This window comes from Pseudomonas frederiksbergensis (genome assembly GCF_001874645.1).
GTDB lineage: Bacteria > Pseudomonadota > Gammaproteobacteria > Pseudomonadales > Pseudomonadaceae > Aquipseudomonas > Aquipseudomonas frederiksbergensis_B.
This window is the reverse complement of sequence record NZ_CP017886.1, coordinates 278,065-298,139: the sequence shown is the minus strand read 5'-3', so window position 1 is coordinate 298,139 and position 20,075 is coordinate 278,065. Positions and strand designations below refer to the sequence as shown.

General features: G+C 58.4%; 19 protein-coding genes and 2 pseudogenes. 12 read left to right on the top strand and 9 right to left on the bottom strand.

What is annotated here, in order from left to right; genetic code table 11:
* Nucleotides 1–183: 183 nt before the first annotated feature.
* Together BLL42_RS01340 and BLL42_RS01335 are read right to left on the bottom strand one after the other, a co-directional pair.
* Nucleotides 184–1,638, bottom strand: coding sequence for a DUF2252 domain-containing protein (locus tag BLL42_RS01340; RefSeq protein ID WP_071550432.1), 1,455 nt, complete (start codon nt 1,636–1,638; stop codon nt 184–186).
* 223 nt (nt 1,639–1,861) lie between these two features.
* Nucleotides 1,862–2,860, bottom strand: a complete 999-nt coding sequence (locus BLL42_RS01335; RefSeq protein WP_071555667.1) for an NAD(P)H-quinone oxidoreductase — start codon at nt 2,858–2,860, stop codon at nt 1,862–1,864.
* Between the two features lie 185 nt (nt 2,861–3,045).
* On the opposite strand from BLL42_RS01335, the gene BLL42_RS01330 reads away from it, so the two are divergent.
* Nucleotides 3,046–3,930: a LysR family transcriptional regulator gene (locus BLL42_RS01330; RefSeq protein WP_071550431.1), complete on the top strand. Its 885-nt coding sequence runs from the start codon at nt 3,046–3,048 to the stop codon at nt 3,928–3,930.
* 168 nt (nt 3,931–4,098) lie between these two features.
* Nucleotides 4,099–4,578: a P-loop nucleotide/nucleoside kinase family protein gene (locus BLL42_RS01325; protein ID WP_071550430.1), complete on the top strand. Its 480-nt coding sequence runs from the start codon at nt 4,099–4,101 to the stop codon at nt 4,576–4,578.
* 101 nt (nt 4,579–4,679) lie between these two features.
* On the opposite strand, the pseudogene BLL42_RS01320 reads toward BLL42_RS01325, so the two are convergent.
* From BLL42_RS01320 to BLL42_RS01305, 4 genes and pseudogenes are all read right to left on the bottom strand, one after another.
* Nucleotides 4,680–4,940: pseudogene (locus BLL42_RS01320) on the bottom strand (LysE family translocator); the annotation flags it as partial.
* A 174-nt stretch (nt 4,941–5,114) separates the two neighbouring features.
* Complete coding sequence (locus tag BLL42_RS01315; protein ID WP_071550429.1) at nt 5,115–5,852, bottom strand: hypothetical protein; 738 nt, start codon at nt 5,850–5,852, stop codon at nt 5,115–5,117.
* Between the two features lie 247 nt (nt 5,853–6,099).
* Nucleotides 6,100–7,257 (bottom strand): HNH endonuclease, encoded by a 1,158-nt coding sequence (locus tag BLL42_RS01310; protein ID WP_071550427.1) that lies wholly within the window; start codon nt 7,255–7,257, stop codon nt 6,100–6,102.
* 181 nt (nt 7,258–7,438) lie between these two features.
* A pseudogene (locus BLL42_RS01305) lies at nt 7,439–7,807 on the bottom strand (LysE family translocator); the annotation flags it as partial.
* 148 nt (nt 7,808–7,955) lie between these two features.
* Between BLL42_RS01305 and BLL42_RS01300 the strand changes: the two are divergent.
* The 5 genes from BLL42_RS01300 (at nt 7,956) to BLL42_RS01280 (ending at nt 12,248) form a co-directional block, all read left to right on the top strand.
* Entirely contained in the window at nt 7,956–8,291 is a 336-nt protein-coding gene (locus BLL42_RS01300; RefSeq protein WP_071550425.1) for a hypothetical protein, read from the top strand.
* 454 nt (nt 8,292–8,745) lie between these two features.
* A complete protein-coding gene (locus BLL42_RS01295) occupies nt 8,746–10,122 on the top strand; it encodes a pyridoxal-phosphate dependent enzyme (protein WP_071555666.1) in 1,377 nt (458 codons plus the stop codon).
* Nucleotides 10,119–11,297, top strand: coding sequence for a cystathionine gamma-synthase (locus BLL42_RS01290; RefSeq protein ID WP_071550424.1), 1,179 nt, complete (start codon nt 10,119–10,121; stop codon nt 11,295–11,297). Before BLL42_RS01295 ends, BLL42_RS01290 begins: the two co-directional genes overlap by 4 nt.
* A 156-nt stretch (nt 11,298–11,453) precedes the next feature.
* Nucleotides 11,454–11,615: a DUF2986 domain-containing protein gene (locus BLL42_RS01285; RefSeq protein ID WP_071550422.1), complete on the top strand. Its 162-nt coding sequence runs from the start codon at nt 11,454–11,456 to the stop codon at nt 11,613–11,615.
* Between the two features lie 342 nt (nt 11,616–11,957).
* Complete coding sequence (locus BLL42_RS01280) at nt 11,958–12,248, top strand: hypothetical protein (RefSeq protein ID WP_071550420.1); 291 nt, start codon at nt 11,958–11,960, stop codon at nt 12,246–12,248.
* Between the two features lie 295 nt (nt 12,249–12,543).
* Here BLL42_RS01280 and BLL42_RS01275 read toward each other — a convergent pair whose 3' ends face one another.
* A complete protein-coding gene (locus tag BLL42_RS01275) occupies nt 12,544–12,816 on the bottom strand; it encodes a hypothetical protein (protein ID WP_071550418.1) in 273 nt (90 codons plus the stop codon).
* 258 nt (nt 12,817–13,074) lie between these two features.
* Here BLL42_RS01275 and BLL42_RS01270 point away from each other — a divergent pair, with 258 nt between their 5' ends.
* The gene (locus tag BLL42_RS01270) at nt 13,075–14,433 is read left to right on the top strand and encodes an MATE family efflux transporter (protein ID WP_071550416.1); all 1,359 of its coding nucleotides are present in this window, start codon (nt 13,075–13,077) and stop codon (nt 14,431–14,433) included.
* A gap of 88 nt (nt 14,434–14,521) precedes the next feature.
* Here BLL42_RS01270 and BLL42_RS01265 read toward each other — a convergent pair whose 3' ends face one another.
* Entirely contained in the window at nt 14,522–16,285 is a 1,764-nt protein-coding gene (locus tag BLL42_RS01265; RefSeq protein WP_071550414.1) for an L-lactate permease, read from the bottom strand.
* Nucleotides 16,286–16,506: 221 nt separating this feature from the next.
* Entirely contained in the window at nt 16,507–16,824 is a 318-nt protein-coding gene (locus BLL42_RS01260; protein WP_071550412.1) for a DUF2388 domain-containing protein, read from the bottom strand.
* Between the two features lie 239 nt (nt 16,825–17,063).
* On the opposite strand from BLL42_RS01260, the gene BLL42_RS01255 reads away from it, so the two are divergent.
* The 4 genes from BLL42_RS01255 to BLL42_RS01240 all read left to right on the top strand — a co-directional run bounded on the left by BLL42_RS01255 (nt 17,064) and on the right by BLL42_RS01240 (nt 19,752).
* Nucleotides 17,064–17,684 carry a cell wall hydrolase gene (locus tag BLL42_RS01255; protein WP_071550410.1) on the top strand — a complete coding sequence of 207 codons (621 nt, stop codon included), beginning with the start codon at nt 17,064–17,066 and terminating at the stop codon, nt 17,682–17,684.
* A 97-nt stretch (nt 17,685–17,781) separates the two neighbouring features.
* Nucleotides 17,782–18,552 (top strand): phytanoyl-CoA dioxygenase family protein, encoded by a 771-nt coding sequence (locus BLL42_RS01250; RefSeq protein ID WP_071550408.1) that lies wholly within the window; start codon nt 17,782–17,784, stop codon nt 18,550–18,552.
* 363 nt (nt 18,553–18,915) lie between these two features.
* The gene (locus BLL42_RS01245; protein WP_071550407.1) at nt 18,916–19,305 is read left to right on the top strand and encodes a c-type cytochrome; all 390 of its coding nucleotides are present in this window, start codon (nt 18,916–18,918) and stop codon (nt 19,303–19,305) included.
* 117 nt (nt 19,306–19,422) lie between these two features.
* On the top strand, nt 19,423–19,752 hold the full coding sequence (locus tag BLL42_RS01240) for a hypothetical protein (protein WP_071555665.1): 330 nt from the start codon (nt 19,423–19,425) through the stop codon (nt 19,750–19,752).
* The last annotated feature ends 323 nt before the right edge of the window (nt 19,753–20,075 follow it).

Sequence of the window (20,075 nt, the reverse complement as noted above, 5' to 3'; positions counted from 1 at the left end):
TGCCGTCCTGTTTCGCTCCATGCACCAACATTAGAGGATGCCGTAGCACGTATCGATTGCCCGTTGAAGAGCTACGCCCGGATCAGAAGCCACCCACTGCGCCGCCGGTATTTCTTTTTGCCGTTGATGCCAGGCGAGCAGCCATTGCGAGTGCGCAAAAAAAACGATGAGGGTGCTCCACACTCATTCACGAATCACCTGGATGCGTCCAGCCTTGACTGCTGCTTTCAAAACCGCCCAGTCGGCCTCATTCTGATCCGCATAAGCGAGTGCGAATCGCTCGATGGCCTTGTCGAATGCATCCGACTTTCCAACGTATCCGCTGAGCAACGCAGGGTCTCCCGCTTTCGCCATCGAATGGGCCAGCGCGTGAGCGCAGGAAACCGCATATTCGCCGAGATCTTTAACGTCGAAGCGGGTGAAATCGAACGCACCCTTCATGTCGCGCAATTGCCGCACGTAGAAGTCATTGCCCGTATGACGCATCTTCGACCATCCGAGAAAAATGTCGCTGGCCGATTGCAGTAGACGCTGCCCGTTCACCACACGCTGACCGTGATTGGAATAACGACTCGGCGGCAGATAACTCTCCAGTACAGAAGCCCGCGCCTCCTTGAGTTGAAGGAACAATGGGCACTCTCCGTCGGCCATGAAAAGCGCCTCGTAGCAGCGCGTCCCCACCGACCCAACGCCCACTACGCGAATGGCGACATCCACCAGTTCATAGCGATCGAACAGTGCGCGCCTGTCATCGGGCAGAGTCAAACGGTAGTCGGCGAAGAAACGCCGGACCAGTGCATCGTATTGCTTTTGATCGTGCCGGCTCTCCAGTGGGGCGTGATAAACGTGCGGCGGCATGTCCTTGATGCGCAGCTTGCCGTTGACAAGCTCGGTGGCATGAGCCGTCACGGAACGCGACGACTGCTGCCTCGCCTTGTCGATGACGGTCAGTTCTTTTCTCTTTTCTTCCGTCGAATCGGCAATGGCCAGCATGCTTGACGCCTTGAACTGGTAGTACCAGACGTCGAGCGTGTCCATCCGGCTGAACTCGGCGACTTGTTGCCGGAACGTCTCGCATAGCCGGCGCACCAAGGCGCGCTGATCACGCGTCGCAAGTCCGCGTTCGCGCGCGGCAATCACGAACGATGTAGCCAGTCTGCGCACATCCCAGTCAAAGGGGCCGGGCAGTGTTTCGTCGAAGTCGTTGGGTCCGAAAAGAATGCGCCGCTCGGGGCTTGCGAACAGTCCGAAATTGGCCAGATGCGCATCGCCGCCCAGTTGCACGATCAGGCCGGAATGAGGCAGTTTCGACAGGTCGAATGCCATCAGCGGAGCCGCACCACGATAGAACGCGAATGGGTTCGCAACCATACGTCCGTAGCGAATGGGTATCAGCTCTGTCACCCGACCCACGTTGGACGCGTCGAGCAGCGCAATGGGGTCCCGATCTTCGATCTTGCAGTCCGCCAGCTTCGCGCGCGGCACCTTTGCGCGCGCCGCTTTGCCCTGTCCGATGCGCGACGCCAAAGAGGCACGCCCCGCAAACAGCGTGGACGGGTCTTCTTGTGCTGCCAGGGTTTTCGGATCAGTAGGTTCCGTAGCAGGTTTGTTGCGCTTGCGGGCAGTGGATTCAGGCATGTGTCCCCCCTTTATCATTCATCCGCCTCCCCAATAGGCAAGCGACACTGGCTTTGCGTTCATATTCTCCAGTCGCCGACCTGGATTCCAGCCGGTTGGGTTTCAGTCGTGCGACACTCGCCCTCATCAGCCTAGTTGATACCCAATGTGGAAGCGTAGCTGATGTAAGCCGACACAAATACGTTGCTTTACAGCATCAAAAACGAAAGCGGCAAGCCAGGCTTCAGCCAATGAGATCGGCACCTGTCGTCAGGACGATTTTTCCAAAGTGTGTGCCGGAATCGATCAGCTCGTGAGCGCCGCAAGCGTCGGCAAGCGCAAAGGTCTTGTAGATAACCGGCTTGATCTTGCCGCTCTCGATGTGCGGCCAGACCAGCTGTTCGAGTTCATTGATGATGCTCGCCTTTTCCGCGGAGGTGCGCGATCGCAATGTTGAGCCCATGTGCGTTAGACGTTTCATCATCATAGGCACGACGTCGAGATCCTTCGCCGGCCCCTTGATCACGCCCACCTGGAGGATCCGGCCATCCATGGCGGCTACGGCATAGTTTCTAGCCACGTAGTCGCCGGCAATGATGTCGAGGATCACGTCGACACCTTTTCCATCGGTATAACGCTTCGCTTCGGCGACGAAATCTTCCTCGCGGTAATCTATCGCGAGGTCTGCGCCGAGCGCCAGGCTGGCCTTCCGATGTGCCTGCGAGCCAACGGTCGTGATGATCTTCGCAGCGCCGAATGCCTTCGCCAGCATGGTCGCCGTGGTACCGATACCTGACGCACCGCCATGGATCAACACTGATTCACCAGCAACCAGCTTGCCGCGCTGGAAAACGTTCAGCCACACCGTCATAAACGTTTCAGGCATGGCCGCCGCTTCCACCAACGTCAGGCCTTTGGGGATATGCATCGTGTTGCAGGCGTCCGCAACTGCATATTCTGCGTAGCCACCGCCGGGAATCAATGCACACACCCGTTCGCCGATCCGGAATTTGGACACGTCGGAGCCAATGGCGACCACCTGACCTGCGACTTCCAGCCCTGGAATGTCCGTAACTCCAGCGGGTGCATCGTACAGCCCTTTGCGCTGGAAAACGTCTGGGCCGTTCACGGCCGCCGCGTGGATGCGGATCAGAACCTGATCGGCGGTTGGCGTCGGCACCGAGCGCGTAGTCGGCACCAGGACCTCAGGACCGCCGGGCTGTTTAATTTCAATGGCCGTCATGGACGACGGCACGCGATAAGTTGAAGCCGACATAGCTACCACTCCTTCAATAGATGAGGCTCGATTGATCCGGGCGGATCATTGAGCGAGGCCCCCAAGTCAGCGAAGTATAGATATCGACACTGATGCTGACGTGCAGCATTATTCATAGGGTGAGATGCAGATTTGCATCAGGAGTGGGCACGATGAATTGGGATGATGCGCGAGTGTTTCTAGCGGTGGAGCGCGAAAAAACGCTCCGTGGAGCGGGCAGGGCGCTCAATCTCGATCAGGCGACGGTCGGCAGACGGATTGCAGCACTGGAGCACGCTCTACGTGCAACGCTCTTTCTGCGCACCTCTGAGGGTTACGCGTTGACCACCGCAGGCGAGATCGCGCTGAGATCAGCGGAGAAAATGGAGCACTCGGCACACGAACTTGTCAGACGAACTCAAGGCACGGATACACGGCTTGCGGGGGACGTGAGAGTCACCAGCACCGACTCGATCGCGCTCGAATTCCTGCTTCCCGCCATCGAACGCCTGCATGCCGTGCATCCCGAAGTGCGCGTTCTGCTGGACACCTCGACGCGCATGCTGAATCTGGCAAAGCGTGAAGCGGACATCGCGGTCCGGTCAGTCAGGCCGGATAATCCCGATCTTGTCGCACGGCGCCTGGCTCGCTGGCCCATGGCGCTCTTTGCATCGAATGCTTATCTCGAGCAACACGGCAAGCCCGCCGTTGGCTCTGCATTCGCGGGCCACGATCTTGTCGTCTACCAGGGAAATTGGACGAGCAATCGATCACCGACGCTTGCTGGCGAACCGATACACGCGGGGCGCATCGTATCGACCTTCAACTCTAGCCTCATGCTGCGTACTGCGGTAAAGGCCGGTATCGGCATCGGTGAGCTTCCGATACATCTGGCTGAACACGACGGCCTCGTGCAGATATGGCCGGAACCCGCACGTGGGGCGGTCTACGAAGTCTGGCTTGTCACGCATCAAGACCTTCGGCATACCGCGCGCATCGCAGCAATGATTGATGGCATCGTCTGCGCGTTCGAAGCTCACACAACCCACACACAATAGTCACGCACGACTTGGTTGCGGTTGCTGCGTGTTGCGGGCAGTGTCATCGCCACGGCGCCGGATAAAACCGGATCAAAGTAATCTGATGGCTAACAAGGGCTGCGGCGCTATCGCGCCGGCAGCCAGTATTGGGCACTATCCGTTGTCCGATATGAAGGAACGTATCCCATGACGACACCTACGTTGCATTTGATGTGCGGCAAAATCGCGTCTGGTAAATCGACATTGGCAAAAGTGCTTGCCGACAACCACGCTGCCATTCTACTCAGCGAAGACCATTGGCTTTCGATGCTTTATCCGGGAGAGATCCGCTCGGTGACCGATTATGTGCGGTGTGCACATCGCATTCGTGGGGTGTTGGGGCCGTTGGTTGTCAGCCTGCTTGCGGCAGGTGTTTGCGTGGTACTGGATTTTCCTGCAAACACCGTCTCTGATCGCGAGTGGTTGCGCACCTTGGCAGATCAAACGCAGACGCAGCATTGTCTGCACTATCTGGATGTTGACGAGGAGACTTGCCGCGCCAGATTGCACGTACGGAACGCGGAGGGCTTACATGATTTCGCAGCAACGGACGCCGAGTTTGATCTGATCACACGCTACTTCAGCATTCCGGGTGAGGGGGAGGGGCTGGTTGTCGTTGTTCATTAGCAACGATCAGCTTTGCGCTGGAGCAAGGTCGGTGCGCTGCAAAATGGGGACTTCAAAAAGGCAACGGGGGACCAGAAAAATGGCACCCTGAAGCCCAAGCGTCAGGCACGACGGGCCATCAGCAACATCGACGCCGCTGCCGACAACAGCCCGGCGCAGCAACGATTGAAAATCTGCTTGCCACGTGGCTCGGCAAACCAGCGACGCATGTGCAAACCCATGTAGGCGTAGGCACTGATGGCGATCCATTCCAGACACAAAAACAACGCACCCAGTACCGCGAACTGCGGCGTCACGGCTTTCGTCGGGTCGACGAACTGCGGGAGGAATGCAGTGAAAATCAAAATCGCTTTGGGGTTACTGGGGCCTAGCTTGATTTCACAGCAGCTAGGCGGGCGGAGCCGGAGCGGGACGCCGCGTTCGACTCAGAGCAGCCCGTTGTGATGGGTAGAAAGGAGTCCGGCGACAGTATTAGGCTGCGGTACTCGACAACATCAGCCAAGCCGCGGGCCCCTTGTGCTTACGTAACGAATTCACTAAATCGGAACGGCTGTCTGCCAGATCAGGCTGTGGGCCTGGATTTTAAGCTGGGCCGTTTCGGAGTCCGCACGGACTAGGCTGGTAGGGGCACGTGCAGCTAGTGCATTGAAGGATTGTCCAAGGCTCCATGACTCCAGCTCGTCAACGATGATCAGCCGATCATGTAGCGACCGATCTGGCGCAAGTCTAGCTTCCAATGGGCGTGCCGACGAATACTGCTGTGCCCAGTGTCTCACCGCCGGAGCTAATGCTGCTTTCCTTCCGCTGGTGTCTGCCAAGATCAGTATTGTGACACCTTCGGGTACCAAGACGGCGAAGTCTGTCAGGAGGTTGGCGTCGGCATATGGGTCGACGAACATCACAGTGTTGCGGGCTTCGGTCAGGATCTTCGATATGGCGGTAAACGCGGAGAAGGTCTCTCCGACAGGAATAAAGGCGCCGCGGGTGGAAGGGGATGCCTGAAGTTCTGCCCGGGCCAAGGCACGATAAAGGACAGTTGTCATTAGTTGCACGGCTTCAGGATGGCCTGGTATGAGGGCGTTGGAACTCAAACGCTCTGTAGCGGCGTTGAAAGTTGCCGCATCCATGATGCTGCCACTTTGCTCAAGAAGAGCCGAGGCGCGTCCTAGCCATCGCTGGCCTTCAGCGGTCTGCCATTGATGGGTGGCCATGTCTGGCATTTCCGCAATAAGGTAGCCGAGGTCGTGATAGAGGCGATCAGGTTCTATAGGCATGGCGGCTTAGGCCTTTCAGAGAGAAGGCATAAAGCTAGCATTGAATCGCCCTGAAGTCTGTAAACACTGAATGACCGTAGCTGGCCCAAAGCTGTCTGACCAAATTTTATTTTGGGCATCGTTAGGATTGCTGGTGACAATCTTCTGGTTCAGTTCACACTCCAAGGTGCACATTGCAGAGCGTCGGACCTACACCGCTTACAGGTAAACGAGCGTTATCGATCCGGATCTATGGGGTGAGAAAAAATTACGGCGGACTAATGGCTGATTTGTTTTTTTCTGCGCGTTCCTGGATCGCGTTTAGTTGGGGATGTGGCGTGGCCCCCAACGAGTGCGCCAGATATGCAGGGAGTTCAAGGTGGATACCGGTTTGGAGGGGGCGTGCGAGCACAATGATCTGACCGTCGCCAATTTTGGCAAGATCTTGATGCGTAAGAGTGTCAATAGGCGCACACAGGATCGTCCAATTCAGCTGCGAGCTGATGTTAAGGTTAATCGCTATGCCGTCGGGAGTAGAGATTAGCGCTATGGCTACCGCATTAGGGAAGCCTACGATGCTGTTGATGTCCCGATCTTTGGGATGGGAAAACAGTGCAGTGCCACGAACATTCGGTTCCTCATTGTCTCCGCGATACCACAATCCTTTGTGCAGTTCCTTGCCATAATCGGTATCTAGAACCTTTGACCCGAATAAGCAGTAGGCGACGCCTATTGCCAATTTGCACAAGAATCGTTGGTCAAACCGAGAGTTCACCACAACCTGTACGCTGCGTTCTGACGTGCCATGACTATTGTCATGAAAAAACTTAATACGTGATCGATCTATTTCATCAGCCTGCGTGAACCCTATGTCAGCCGGATCAGCTCCATCGATCTCAGTGCACATGATTTTTTTGACCTTGCGCCCTTGGAATGCCTGTTCAAAGGACAGCCATGTTTTGAGAGGATCTGTATGCGAGTTTTCTGAAAATAAGAAATAGGCTCGTGTCTCAACGCTCTTCATCGTCCGTGGATTTCCGCCAACGTACGCGGACATTCTTTCATCGTGCGGACGAAGCCAAAATACTTGTTCGCCAAGTGGACCTAGCCACAGTTCGCAGACATGGTCATCGGGAAGCTCTGGAGGGGAGAGGTCACTGTTTCCCATGCAGATGAGTGACACACCAACAGGCTTGTCCGAGTTATAGAGTGCTGAAGATGTCTCGCGGAGCCAATTGGAAACGACCCAGTTCTTCTCAAAAGATGCATCTACAAATAAGCCGAGGTTGCTATTGCAATTTTTGCACACATCTCGTGTTTTCAAAAAATCGGGACTATGTGCACCTCCTAAAAACTGTGGAATTACGTGCTCTAGGGTGAACTCTGAATCATCCTTGTCCGTACGGCAGTAAATGCAATGAGCCATAAATCCCTCAATATTTTACTAAGAAGAGCTTTAAGGTAGCACGTTGATATCAAGGCGTTGAATTTTGGGATTTAGGTGGGCACTAAAATTGTAAAATCATGCAAGCTCATCATTTGATGCGCTTGGGCAGCCCCGGCGCGGCCGATAGCAACTCATCGGAAATTTTATATTACCCATCATTAGGCTTGCCTGCCGCCACCAGAAACTCTTGCCGGGCCAACGCCAGGATGCCAATCGGCGCGCTGGCGACTGCGCTTTCAGCCTGCGGATTGGCTCGCCAGAGTTGAACCGCTAGGTAGAACAGATACGCCGCACCGAGAATCTTGATCCCGTAAAACAGCAGTTCTGAGGTTTGCAGTACCACCGCCAGCCCGGCTGAGGCCAACGCAATCATTCCGGCGAACGCCAGCAAACGTCCGAGCCCGGCTACACAGGACGCGTGGTAGCCGTATCGGGTCGAGTTGCTGACCGACAGCAGATTGTTCGGGCCTGGCGCCATGTTCAGGGCGAAACAGGCGGGAAGGAATAGTGTGAGCGTGGCGAGATCCATGGCAACTTCCAGAAGCAGGGACGGTACTGTTATCACAGGTGTCGGGTTGTTTAGCCGAATCTGCGGTTGATGCCAATTGGCCATCTGATCAGTTAGAGTGTGCACCGCTCGAGAAATGGATCCCGGGCTTTTCTCATGGAGTTACTCAGTGAAACACCTCAGCAAAGTTGTTGCCGTTGTATTGTTTGGCCTGGTTCTGGCAGGTTGCACCGGCACCTCGATGAAGACCCAGCACTATGACAGCACCCAGTACACCGTTCTGGGTCACAGTGAAGCGAGCGCCACTGGCCTCCTGCTGTTTGGCTGCATCCCGATCCAGCAGAACAGCCGCTTTGTTCGTGCTCAGGACGCGGCGATCAAGGCCAAGGGCGGCGACGCAATGATCAACACCCAGGTACAGGAAAACTGGTTCTGGGCTTGGGTCCTGACCGGTTACACCACCAAGATCTCCGGTGACGTGATCAAGCTGAAAAACGTTCAGTAAACGCAGTACCCGTCTGCTGGTGAGTACGCTCTTACGTGAAAAAGCCCGGTTAGCCGGGCTTTTTCGTCTGTGCTCGTTGCGCGAAATGGGGGGCAGATTTTTTTTGGCTTGACCGTCAGCAGGCCGTGCAATGACTTGGCGCGATGGGCTGAAACGCCAGTGATAGTGGCGATTACTCGGCTGTCGGCGCGCGCGCAGCCTGATCGATTTCCTGGTTGAGCGCTTCAAGCACATCGATCACCTGGAAGAACCGGAAACTACGCTCGACTGAACGGCGTCGCGCCATTCGACGGGCCTTGTCGTTTCGACGGCGACGCTACCGACTGGCTGTGCAAGGTTGCGGGCAGCACAATCCCGGCCTATGGTCCAAGCGACGCATTGCCTGCGACCGGCGCACGTTGCTCACCGCCGGTTGCTGTCCATCCAGGGTGAATTCCCGCAGCGAGGTGACGACATGCCGAACGACTCCCGCCCCGCCGTGCTCGAACTGATCGGCAATACGCCGCTGGTTCGCGTGAGCCGCTTCGATACCGGCCCGTGCACGCTGTTTCTCAAGCTCGAATCGCAGAACCCCGGCGGTTCGATCAAGGATCGCATCGGCCTGGCGATGATCGACGGCGCCGAGCGCGATGGCCGCCTGCGGCCCGGCGGCACCATCGTCGAGGCCACCGCCGGCAACACCGGCCTCGGCCTGGCGCTGGTCGGCCGCGCCAAGGGATACCGGGTGGTGTTGGTGGTGCCGGACAAGATGTCCACCGAGAAGGTCCTGCACCTCAAGGCGATGGGCGCCGAGGTGCACATCACTCGTTCCGACGTTGGCAAGGGCCATCCCGAGTACTACCAGGACGTTGCCGCGCGGCTGGCGCAAGAAATTCCCGAGGCCTTTTTCGCCGATCAGTTCAACAACCCGGCCAACCCGCTGGCGCACGAGTGCAGCACCGCTCCGGAGATTTGGGCGCAGACTCAGCATGATCTGGATGCCATCGTCGTCGGCGTCGGTTCGGCCGGCACGCTGACCGGGCTGACCCGCTTCTTTCGCCGCGTGCAGCCGAACCTGGAAATGGTGCTGGCCGACCCGGTCGGCTCGGTGATGGCCGAATACAGCCGCAGCGGGACCCTCGGCACACCCGGTTCGTGGGCGGTGGAGGGCATCGGCGAAGACTTCATCCCGTCGATTGCCGACCTTTCCAGCGTGCGCCACGCCTACTCGATCAGCGACGAGGAAAGCTTCGATCATGCCCGCCAACTGCTGCGCGCCGAAGGCATTCTCGGCGGCTCTTCGACCGGCACCTTGCTGGCGGCGGCACTGCGTTACTGCCGTGAGCAAACCGAGCCGAAGCGGGTGGTCAGCTTCGTCTGCGACACCGGCACCCGCTACCTGTCGAAGGTCTACAACGACCAGTGGATGACCGACCAGGGCTTGCTTGCGCGCAAGCGCTACGGTGATCTGCGCGACCTGATCGCGCGACGCTTCGAAGATGGCCGGGTCATCAGCGTAGGCCCGGACGACACGCTGCTCACCGCCTTCCAGCGCATGCGCCTGGCGGATGTGTCGCAGCTGCCGGTGCTGGTGGACGGCCAGCGGCTGGTCGGCGTGATTGACGAATCCGATATTCTGCTTGACGTGCACCAGGACACTTCGCACTTTCGCATGACCGTGGCCAGCGCGATGACCGACAAGCTGGAAACCCTGCCTCCCGGCGCCAGCCTGGCCGAACTGCAGGCGGAGCTCGACCGTGGGCTGGTGGCGATCATCAAAGACGCCTCGGGCTTCCACGGCCTGATTACTCGAGTCGACATGCTCAATCACTTGCGGAGATCCCTCACATGAGTCAACACGATGAAACCGCCGCACCACGCGCCTTCGCCACCCGTGTGATCCACGCCGGACAGGCGCCGGACCCTTCCACCGGGGCGCTGATGCCGCCGATTTACGCCAATTCCACCTACTTGCAGCAGAGCCCCGGTGTACACAAGGGGCTCGACTACGGGCGCTCGCACAATCCGACGCGCTTTGCGCTGGAGCGTTGCGTGGCAGACCTTGAGGGCGGCACCCAGGCCTTCGCCTTCGCCTCCGGGCTGGCGGCGATCTCCACCGTGCTCGAACTGCTCGACAGTGGCGCGCACATCGTCTCCGGCAACGACCTGTATGGCGGTACTTTTCGACTGTTCGACAAGGTGCGCCGGCACAGCGCCGGGCATCGCTTCAGCTTCGTCGATCTGACCGACCTGTCGGCATTCGAAGCGGCGCTGCAGGATGACACGCGGATGGTCATGGTCGAGACGCCGAGCAATCCCTTGCTGCGCCTGACTGACCTCGCCGCTATTGCGCGCATCTGTCGCGAGCGAGGCATCATCTGTGTGGCCGACAACACCTTTGCCAGCCCGTGGATCCAGCGCCCGCTGGAGCTGGGCTTCGATATCGTGCTGCATTCAACGACCAAGTACCTGAACGGCCACTCCGACGTGATCGGTGGCATAGCGGTGGTGGGGCAGAATTTCGAGCTGCGCGAACGGTTGGGCTTCTTGCAGAACGCGGTGGGGGCTATCGCCGGGCCGTTCGACGCTTTTCTCACCCTGCGCGGAGTGAAAACCCTGGCGCTGCGCATGGAGCGCCACTGCAGCAATGCGCTGAAGCTGGCGCAATGGCTAGAGCGTCAGCCACAGGTGGCGCGCGTCTATTATCCGGGCCTGCCGTCGCACCCGCAGCACGAACTGGCGCGGCGGCAGATGCGCGGTTTCGGCGGGATGATCTCCCTCGACCTGAACAGCGACCTGGCCGGCGCCAAGCGTTTCCTCGAGAGTGTGCAGATCTTCGCCTTGGCCGAGAGCCTGGGCGGGGTCGAAAGCCTGATCGAGCACCCGGCGATCATGACGCACGCCAGCATCCCGGCAGAAACCCGTGCGCAGCTCGGCATCGGCGATGCGCTGGTGCGTTTGTCAGTGGGTGTCGAGGATATCGAAGACCTGCGCGCCGACCTGGCCCAAGCGTTGGCGCGGATGTGAGTGGTGGGTCGATTTCGGTCAGTCGTGACTGACCGAAATCGGCCAAAAGCGGGCACTCGTGCGAAGAGATCTTTTGGTCGATCTCTGGGCATCAGGGATCTGGTCCAATATTTAAGCTGATATCATTCAAGCATTTACAATGCCAAGTAGAAAAATATGAATCGTCGTAAAAAAATAAAACAGCTATTAAAGGCTCACGCCAAAAAGGCTAGTGCCAAATTGGCACCGCCAAGCAAGTCTAAATACATCAGTAAAGCTGACCGATTGAAGCTAGCTGCTGAATCCAGTCACGACTCAATCATTTGCTCTGAAAGCTGATCTATGTATCTGAAGCACCACCGGAATTTACAAATCTGGTTGGGCTAGGCATTCCGATGGCACGTACCGCGAGAACGCGGCCTAACAGTTCATTCATGCCGAAGCCGCTTCGCGGCTCTGAATCGAACCCAATTCCCTAGGTACATTTGACTGGCCGCTTTTGACCGACCTCTGACGGTTGTGATGGGCGGAAATCGGGCAAAAGTGGCCGATGGTCGTTGCATTTCGCTTGTCGCCGGCGTTTGGCTAAGCTTAATAAATCGGGCGAACGGAAACCTGAGTGAGAGTGGCCATCAGCGGATCTGGATTGGCATCAAGACGGTACTCCCAAAGGAGACGACTATGTATGCGGTGATAAGAACCTACCTGGGTGCTGGCGCAAAGCAGCTTTTCAATCTTTTAGAAGAGCGCAACGCCGACGTCGAAGCTACCCTGCGGACAGTGCCTGGCCTCGTCAGCTACACACTGCTGAATACGGGTGATGGCGGTACGGCAGTGACTGTTTGCACGGACAAGGCCGGCAGCGATGCGAGCTTGAAAGTCGCGCGCGACTGGATTCAGAAAAATGCCTCGAATATCCACGCGAACCCGCCGATCGTAACGGAAGGTCCGGTGATTGTGCAGATCAATTAGCGCGTCGTTCCGATGGATCTCACAACACTTTCGCTGTCGCAAGTTTTGTATGTTTGCATAGCAGAGATGTGATCGTCGGCAAACCATCAGATTGGGTTTGCTTGCGGTGGAAGCGAACGACGGCTTTGGGTCGGTTGTTGCCTTTGGTGATGGATTACCTTTACCAGATAGCCAGGATCGCAGCCTGCGGCAGCTCCTACGGGTGTACACAGTCCCAACGTAGGAGCTGCCGCAGGCTGCGATCTTTTAAACGCTTAACGGACTGGCATTACGCCTTCAGAGTGCCCGTTTTCATTCACTTCGACGCCTGCGCCCGCAAGCGCCTGCCGATCACATCCATCAAATCGCACCCATCGCGCAACGGAATGGCCAGCAGCTTGGCGAAGTCGGCCAACACCACCGTGTCGCCCTCGATGTCGACACGAAAAGCGATGTTTTCCAGCACCTGAGTGACCGTGCGAATGCCGTAGTCGGCGGTGGCTTGCAGCACGTCGAGCGGGGCTTGAGTGTCGATGAGCAGGGAGGCCGGGATCAGGTCGATTCCGGTGAGGGGCATGTATCTATCCATGGGTGGAACTCCGAATCAGATTGGAAGGGCTGATCCGATCGACAGGTCGCCAAACCTGGTCGCTGGGTAGGCGACGAGGGGACTATAGTTTTTGTTGCTGCGGGTAACTAGAGCGCCATTTCTGAGATTGATGTAGGGCGTGTGGGCGGGACGAGACTCATGGTTTTAGCCGAACAAAGCCTCCTTTACGATGCATCTGCATTTCCCCATGACGTAGACTCCTCCAACCGCGATTTCCTGCCCGCCCGAGACTCACCCATGCAAGCACCCCCGACCCATCGCCCCCTCTGGCAAACCTATCTCCTGTTCCTGGCGCCCATGGTTCTGTCGAACTTTCTGCAGTCCATGTCAGGCACGATCAACAGCATCTACATCGGTCAAATGCTCGGCACTCAGGCCTTGGCGGCCGTGTCCGGTATGTTCCCGATCGTGTTCTTCTTCATCGCGCTGGTCATCGGCCTCGGCGCGGGTGCCGGGGTGTTGATTGGTCAGGCGTGGGGGGCGCGGGAGCCGCAGATGGTGAAGGCGATTGCCGGGACGACGTTGCTGTTGGGGGCGATGATCGGATTGATGGCGGCGGTGGTGGGGAGTGTGTTTGCACGGCCGGCGTTGCAGGGGTTGGGGACGCCAGCGGATGTGCTGGACGATGCGGTGGCGTATGCGCAGGTGATGATGTGGATCCTGCCGTCGCTGTTGGTGTTTGTGTTGTTCACGCAATTGTTGCGAGGGGTGAGCGATACGCTGTCGCCGTTATTGGCGCTGGTGGTGTCGACGTGTGTCGGGCTGGCGCTGACGCCGGCGTTGATTCTCGGGTGGTTTGGGCTGCCGCCGATGGGGATTCAGAGTGCGGCGTTTGCCGGGTTGGCGGGTAACCTGTCGGCGATGGGGTTGTTGGCGTGGCGGTTGATTCGCAAGGGCCATCCGTTGGCGCCGGATCGGGCGTTTTTTGCGGCGATACGGCTGGACATGGACATCCTCGGCAAAGTGCTGCGCATCGGTTTGCCCACGGGGTTGCAGATGGTGGTGCTGTCGTTGTCGGAGCTGGTGATTCTGGCGCTGGTCAACCAGCACGGTTCCCAGGCGACGGCGGCGTACGGGGCAGTGACGCAGATCGTCAATTACGTGCAATTTCCGGCGCTGTCGATTGCGATCACGGCGTCGATCCTCGGGGCCCAGGCCATCGGGGCAGGGCGCATCGAGCGGATCGGGCCGATTCTGCGCACGGGGCTGTTGATCAACGTGTGGCTGACCGGTGGCCTGGTGGTGTTGGGTTACTTGCTGTCGCACTGGTTGCTGGGGTTGTTCCTCACCGATCCATCCACCCAGGCCATGGCCGAACACCTGTTGCACATCATGCTCTGGAGTCTGCTGGTGTTCGGCTTCCAGGCGGTCATCGGCGGCATCATGCGCGCCAGCGGCACGGTGATGGTGCCGGTGGCGATTGCAATCGTGTGCGTGATTGGGGTGCAGTTGCCGGTCGCATATGTGTTGGATGCGCGGTTCGGATTGCAAGGGGTATGGATGGCGTTTCCGGTGGCCTACCTGGGGATGCTGATGTTGCAGACGGCGTATTACAAAAGGGTCTGGCAGCATCAGAAGATCGAGCGGTTGGTGTAAAAGGGGGGGCGATGGTGATCGCCAGGCTCCATGCCCGGGCGACAAACCCGGGCATAGGCTTACAGGGAAAAAGCCAGCCTCGTGTCGATCAATGCCCGCCCACCACCAAATGGCTGAACGGCGCCACATACGCCTGCAATGTGACCAACCCACCGACCAGTATCGCCAGCACGATGGAGTGGAAAAACACGTAGCGCAGGATTTCCCCTTCATGCCCATACCAGCGGGTGGCGGTGGAGGCGACCACGATCGATTGGGCGTCGACCATCTTGCCCATGACCCCGCCGGAACTGTTGGCGGCGGCCATCAATATCGGGCTGATGCCCAGTTGTTCCGAGGTCACCCGTTGCAAGCCGCCGAACAGCACGTTGGACGCCGTGTCCGAGCCGGTCAAGGCAACGCCGAGCCAGCCGAGCAGGGTGCCGAACATGGGGTAGAAAATCCCAGTGGCGGCGAAGGCCAGGCCCATGGTCGCGTCCAGGCCGGCATAGCGGGTGATGAAACCGAGGGCGAGCATCGCCGCGATGGTGATGAGCGAATAGCGCACCACCCACAGCGTTCGCAGGTATTGGCTCACCAGCTGCGGGATGGAATAGCCCATCAGCAGTCCGCCGAGGATCGCCGCCAGCAAGATGCCGCTGCCGGTGCTGGTGAACCAGGTGAATTTGTAGATCGCTTCCTCCGGCTTAGGTTGCGGCACGACGGGCGGAACCTTCTCGACCTGCAAGTGCAGAGTGGTGAAGGTCAGGGCCGGCGCGAAGATCGGGTTCGCCTCGCTCATGGGCTTACCCTGGGGGTCGAGCTTGGCCGAGTGGGTTTGCGGGTCCATGGCCGGACGGGTGTCGAACATGTTTTTGAAGCCTTGAGTGCCCCAGGCGAAGACAAAGACCGTGAGGATGATCCAGGGCATCCACGCGCGCATGACCGCGGGCCGGGCATCGCTGGCAAAGGTTGCGCTGGCCGCCGGTTTTTCGTCTCGGGATTCCTCTACTTTTGAGTCGTCGACTCGCCCCGACAAGGCGGCAGAGGTGTGCACGTGGGCGGGTTTCCAGACCTTGAGGAAAGCGGTCAGGCAGGCCATGGAAATCAGCGCGGCAATCACGTCCACCAGCATGGGTCCGTGGTAGTTGGACACGAAGAACTGCGGCACTGCGAAGCTGACCCCGGCCACCAGAATCGCCGGCCAGATTTCCAGCATCTTGCGCCAACCGGCGAAGGCCCAGATCAACCAGAACGGCACGAGCACCGAGAAGAACGGCAACTGCCGGCCGACCATCATCGACAGTTCCATTTCGTCCAGCCCGGTGACCTTGGCCAAGGTGATGATAGGCGTGCCCAAGGCACCGAACGCCACCGGCGCGGTGTTGGCGATCAACGCCAGACCGGACGCGGCCAGAGGCGAGAAACCCAGCCCGATCAGAATGGCCCCGGTCACTGCCACCGGCGTGCCGAACCCCGCGGCCCCTTCGAAGAACGCACCGAAGCAGAAGGCGATCAGCAGCAATTGCAGGCGGCGATCGTCGGTGATGCGCGCAAGCGAATCCTGCAAGACTTTGAAGGAGCCGTTCTCGGTGGTCAGCCGATGCAGGAAGATGATGTTGAGCACGATCCAGCCAATCGGCAGCAGACCGGTGGCGGCGCCTAACAGCGCGGCGGAACCGGCCATGTTCGCCGGCATGCCGAAGGCAAAGATCGCGATCAGCAACGCCGTGCTCAGCGCCAGCAAGGCCGCCAGATGCGCCTTGACATGAAAAAACGCCAGGGACGTGAGCATCACCACGACCGGTAACGCCGCCACGAGGGTCGAGACCACCGGGTTACCGAAGGGATCGTAGACTTGCTGCCAGACCATGTTCCACCTCTGCTTCTTGTTGTTGGCAGTGCAGGCCCCGAGGGGGGAGGTGAAATTGAGTATAGGTGGCATTGCGCGGCGGGCTGGCAGGCCTGCGCGTGGCTGAAATCGGGACGCAGGCTCCCGTGGATGGCGGGTCATAGACTTGCCCATCCACCGTTGCCGAGTACAAGCAACGTTCGTCACGCCCAACGAGGCTCATCACAGATGTGCGTCTTTCTCTAGTGATCAGCAGGTGCCTCGGCTTGAATGAGGATCGCATTGGCCAGCTCATCGTCACTGGCGTTAAGGTCTGGATGATCGTGGCGAATCTGCTTCAACGCAGACTCCAGATAGACACCACGTATTGCACCTCCACTCGCCACAAAGCTGGAAGCGTCATCGCGGGCAGGGATGATCATTTTGTGGTCCTTGAACGTTGAGTACAGCGATGCGGAAACCCCTGCCGAGGTGGCGACATCGCCCGCATCTACTTTGGCGAGGACCGAACCAAAGGGCAGACAAAGCATTAGCGAAGAGATGAGCAGTATGCGACGCATGACGGCGTCCTCCGAAAGGGTGAAGCAACGGATGTGTTACATCATTTTGGAGGTGTGGCGTCAGTCAGGAGTTCCCTGTCGTTGGCATATCTGCTCACAAAGCAGAGGGCTGAGCGGACAGTCGGGATGATGCGCAGCGGCAGTGGTTGCCAGCGGTCAGTCTGTTGGAATGATTGGACGGGTACGGTGTCGACCCAATAAGCGGAGTCATCAATATGGCTCAGTCAGAAGGTTAGATCATGCGCCAGATCTGGATAGCCACCTGCCTCGCAATAACCCTTATCGGGGGCCAGGTGAGCGCGGCTGACCAAGAGCAAAACAAGGAGGTGGCGGTGGACAAGGCGCAGGTCCTGGAACAGAAAACCGCAGATAAGGGCAGTGTGTCGCCCGTGCCCAAAGCCGAGGCGATTACGCCCTCTGAAGCGCAGGCGGTCGATCCGGCGGGCAAAGCACCTTTAAAGGATGCAATTACCTGCCTTTCACGCACTGTTTTCTGGGAGGCCAAAGGTGGGGAATTGGCCGATATGGAAGCTGTCGCCAATGTTGTTTTGAACCGGCTCGGCCATGAAGGTTTTCCGGGTACCGTGTGCGAGGTGGTCAAACAAGGTTCGGAAAAGCATGCCTGCCAGTTTTCGTGGTGGTGTGATCGACGTTCGGATCAAGCCGACGAAGACGCTCCCTATGCGGTTGCTACGGAAATAGCGCGAAAAGCGCTCAACCACCAGCTCACGGACCGCACCCACGGCGCCATGTATTTCCACGGCAAGAACGTGAAGCCCGAGTGGGCCAAGGAATACATCAAGACCGCCGAGACCAAAAAATTTCTCTTCTACAAGCCTCGCGACGGTACCGCACGATAGGGGCGTTCGCTCAGGCTTCGTCAGGACGAAAACGTGGCGAAGCACCTCGCGCAGTGCCAGTATGAATGGGAGTTTCCGCATTTGCCGAGTGCGCAACATGGGTACCACCGAGCGCTTGTCATCACTGACCGCCAGCCGTCTGCGGGCCTTGCACCGGGAAGGTTTCGTGGTGCTGCCCGGCGTGCTGGATAGCGCCCGGATTACCGCGCTGCGCACTGCAATCGATGGTCTGAAACCCGAGCACTGGGACTACAGCGGCCGGCTCGATCATTACAAGTGCGTGTTCAACCGCGATCCGTTTTGGCTGCCGTTTCTCGACCTGAACGGGATCATCGAACTGGCCGAAGCTGCCTTGGGAGACGATTGTCACGTCATTGGCCAGACCGCCTGGCGCTGCCATCCCGGCTTCGTCGGGGCCCCATTGCATCTGGATTACCTGGCGATGGAGCTGCCGCAAAGCCTGCTGGTCGACCCGGCCTTCGAGTTGCCGATGCAGATCTGCACCGCGCAACTCTACCTCGACGATATCGATGCCGACCTCAGTCCTACTCGGGTGATACCCGGTAGCCACCGAGCCGGGCGGCCGCCTGCTCGCGGTGAAATCCAGTGGCATGGCTGTACAGCGAAGCCGGTGCTGTGTCGAGCCGGGGATTTGCTGATGTTACGCAGTGAACTGTGGCACGCCGGTAGCGACAATCGAACTCTCGACCGCGTGCGCTACCTGTTGCAGGTACACTACGGCCGACGCATGGTGGCGCAGAAGTTCTCGCCTTACCTGCACTGGCGCTTCAATCCGAGCGTGCTGGCCGCCGCGACACCACGTCAACGGCGCCTGCTGGGAGAGCATCAGGAAGCGGAATACGACTGACCCAAGTGACCTGGCCTTGTTGTCAGCGCTTTCGCGGTCAATGGGGTGGGGTGTTCGGGGAAGTGACTGTCTGGAACCTGACCGATCTCAAGCGCTGAGCGCCCCTGGCACTCCATTCGTGCCGCCTGCTGCCTGGCATCGTGTTGTCATGCTTTTGCCAAGCATGACATCCGCTGAGCACCGTGCAAGTTCCGTATTACGAAATGGGCCGCTGTGCCGCTCAGCACTTGATCGAACGCAGGGATGAACCCTCTAATCAAAGGGTTTCATGCCCCCTCGTGGACCGTAAATCCTGGTGACGGCTGGCACACCGCACGCTGCAGTTTTTCAAAGCGGTAAGCAACACCTGATGTGGAGCAGAACATGAAGAAAGCCGCAGTACTAACCCTTGCCTTGATGCTCAATACAGGCGTATTCAGCACGCCCGCAGAAGCGGCCGGCGATGCTGAAGCGGGTGAGAAACTCTTTAACCGGATATGCGGCGGCTGCCACCAGGTCGGGGAGTCGGCACGGGGTTCTTTTGGACCGCAGCTCAATGCCATTTTTGGGCGCCATGCTGGCAGCACGACGGACTACCAGTACTCTTCCTCGATGAAATCATCAGGCGTCGTCTGGACCCGCGAAACGCTGGCCGCCTACATCGAAGCTCCAAAAAAAGTAGTCCCCGGGACCCGCATGATTTTTTGGGGTATCAGCGATCCGGAAAAGATCGAAAACCTGTTGACCTACCTTCAGACATTTCAGCCGCAATAATCTGTACCTCAGCAAACGTCATCCCCGCAACGTCGGACAGAAGGCATTTTGCTGGCCCCGAAGCCTCAAGGTTACCGCCAAAATTACTTTATTTTCAGGTGGTTAGGCGGAATGCAAATGCGGAATGTATTGATCATGCCGATCTCGCTTGTACTGGCGAGCATTGCTGTCTGTGTCCAGGCAAAAGAGTTGATGCCCAATGATCGGTTTATGTGCAGCTGGGGGGCGGGTACTGCGGCAAGGGCCCAGGAGCTCAAGCTGTCAGGGGTCTCACTGTATGCCGCTCGCCAGAAGATACAGGCTTACAAGTTCAGCAAGGGCTGGATGCGAATGATGGCCTTGGGAATTACCGAGCAAACCTACGACAGTCAATCGAGGTTCAAGCCCGAGGCTGTCCGGCAGAGCTTCTATGAAGAGTGCGTCAGGTACACGTTGGCGCGTAAATGACGTTCGCCCTGTCGTGACTTGTCGGCGCCGGGGTCTCAGGTGCGACTGTTTGAACAGATAAGTCCTGCGCCTACTGCCATAAGGCTCTTCCATGGGCTTACTCACCGGACTTCTCCTGACGACCTGACGTGTTTCTACGGATAACGCTAGCAATGGAAACGGGTTGGTCCAGAATGTCACCGCGCCATGTTAGGTTGTTTTTGAATAATGCCAATTTCGGACTGGAAACAGCCGCTCAAATCATCGAGGGTATGCGCTGGATTCGCGATAGGCCCGGACAGTGAGGTCAATGAATAGGCCCGCCGCCGTGACGCTTCAGTTTT

What these genes read in the sequence shown, in the direction of transcription:
- BLL42_RS01340 (WP_071550432.1), bottom strand. Translation starts at nt 1,638, where the DNA reads ATGCCTGAATCCACTGCCCGCAAGCGCAACAAACCTGCTACGGAACCT.
- BLL42_RS01335 (WP_071555667.1), bottom strand. Translation starts at nt 2,860, where the DNA reads ATGACGGCCATTGAAATTAAACAGCCCGGCGGTCCTGAGGTCCTGGTG.
- BLL42_RS01330 (WP_071550431.1), top strand. Translation starts at nt 3,046, where the DNA reads ATGAATTGGGATGATGCGCGAGTGTTTCTAGCGGTGGAGCGCGAAAAA.
- BLL42_RS01325 (WP_071550430.1), top strand. Translation starts at nt 4,099, where the DNA reads ATGACGACACCTACGTTGCATTTGATGTGCGGCAAAATCGCGTCTGGT.
- BLL42_RS01315 (WP_071550429.1), bottom strand. Translation starts at nt 5,852, where the DNA reads ATGCCTATAGAACCTGATCGCCTCTATCACGACCTCGGCTACCTTATT.
- BLL42_RS01310 (WP_071550427.1), bottom strand. Translation starts at nt 7,257, where the DNA reads ATGGCTCATTGCATTTACTGCCGTACGGACAAGGATGATTCAGAGTTC.
- BLL42_RS01295 (WP_071555666.1), top strand. Translation starts at nt 8,746, where the DNA reads ATGCCGAACGACTCCCGCCCCGCCGTGCTCGAACTGATCGGCAATACG.
- BLL42_RS01290 (WP_071550424.1), top strand. Translation starts at nt 10,119, where the DNA reads ATGAGTCAACACGATGAAACCGCCGCACCACGCGCCTTCGCCACCCGT.
- BLL42_RS01285 (WP_071550422.1), top strand. Translation starts at nt 11,454, where the DNA reads ATGAATCGTCGTAAAAAAATAAAACAGCTATTAAAGGCTCACGCCAAA.
- BLL42_RS01280 (WP_071550420.1), top strand. Translation starts at nt 11,958, where the DNA reads ATGTATGCGGTGATAAGAACCTACCTGGGTGCTGGCGCAAAGCAGCTT.
- BLL42_RS01275 (WP_071550418.1), bottom strand. Translation starts at nt 12,816, where the DNA reads ATGGATAGATACATGCCCCTCACCGGAATCGACCTGATCCCGGCCTCC.
- BLL42_RS01270 (WP_071550416.1), top strand. Translation starts at nt 13,075, where the DNA reads ATGCAAGCACCCCCGACCCATCGCCCCCTCTGGCAAACCTATCTCCTG.
- BLL42_RS01265 (WP_071550414.1), bottom strand. Translation starts at nt 16,285, where the DNA reads ATGGTCTGGCAGCAAGTCTACGATCCCTTCGGTAACCCGGTGGTCTCG.
- BLL42_RS01260 (WP_071550412.1), bottom strand. Translation starts at nt 16,824, where the DNA reads ATGCGTCGCATACTGCTCATCTCTTCGCTAATGCTTTGTCTGCCCTTT.
- BLL42_RS01255 (WP_071550410.1), top strand. Translation starts at nt 17,064, where the DNA reads ATGCGCCAGATCTGGATAGCCACCTGCCTCGCAATAACCCTTATCGGG.
- BLL42_RS01250 (WP_071550408.1), top strand. Translation starts at nt 17,782, where the DNA reads ATGGGTACCACCGAGCGCTTGTCATCACTGACCGCCAGCCGTCTGCGG.
- BLL42_RS01245 (WP_071550407.1), top strand. Translation starts at nt 18,916, where the DNA reads ATGAAGAAAGCCGCAGTACTAACCCTTGCCTTGATGCTCAATACAGGC.
- BLL42_RS01240 (WP_071555665.1), top strand. Translation starts at nt 19,423, where the DNA reads ATGCGGAATGTATTGATCATGCCGATCTCGCTTGTACTGGCGAGCATT.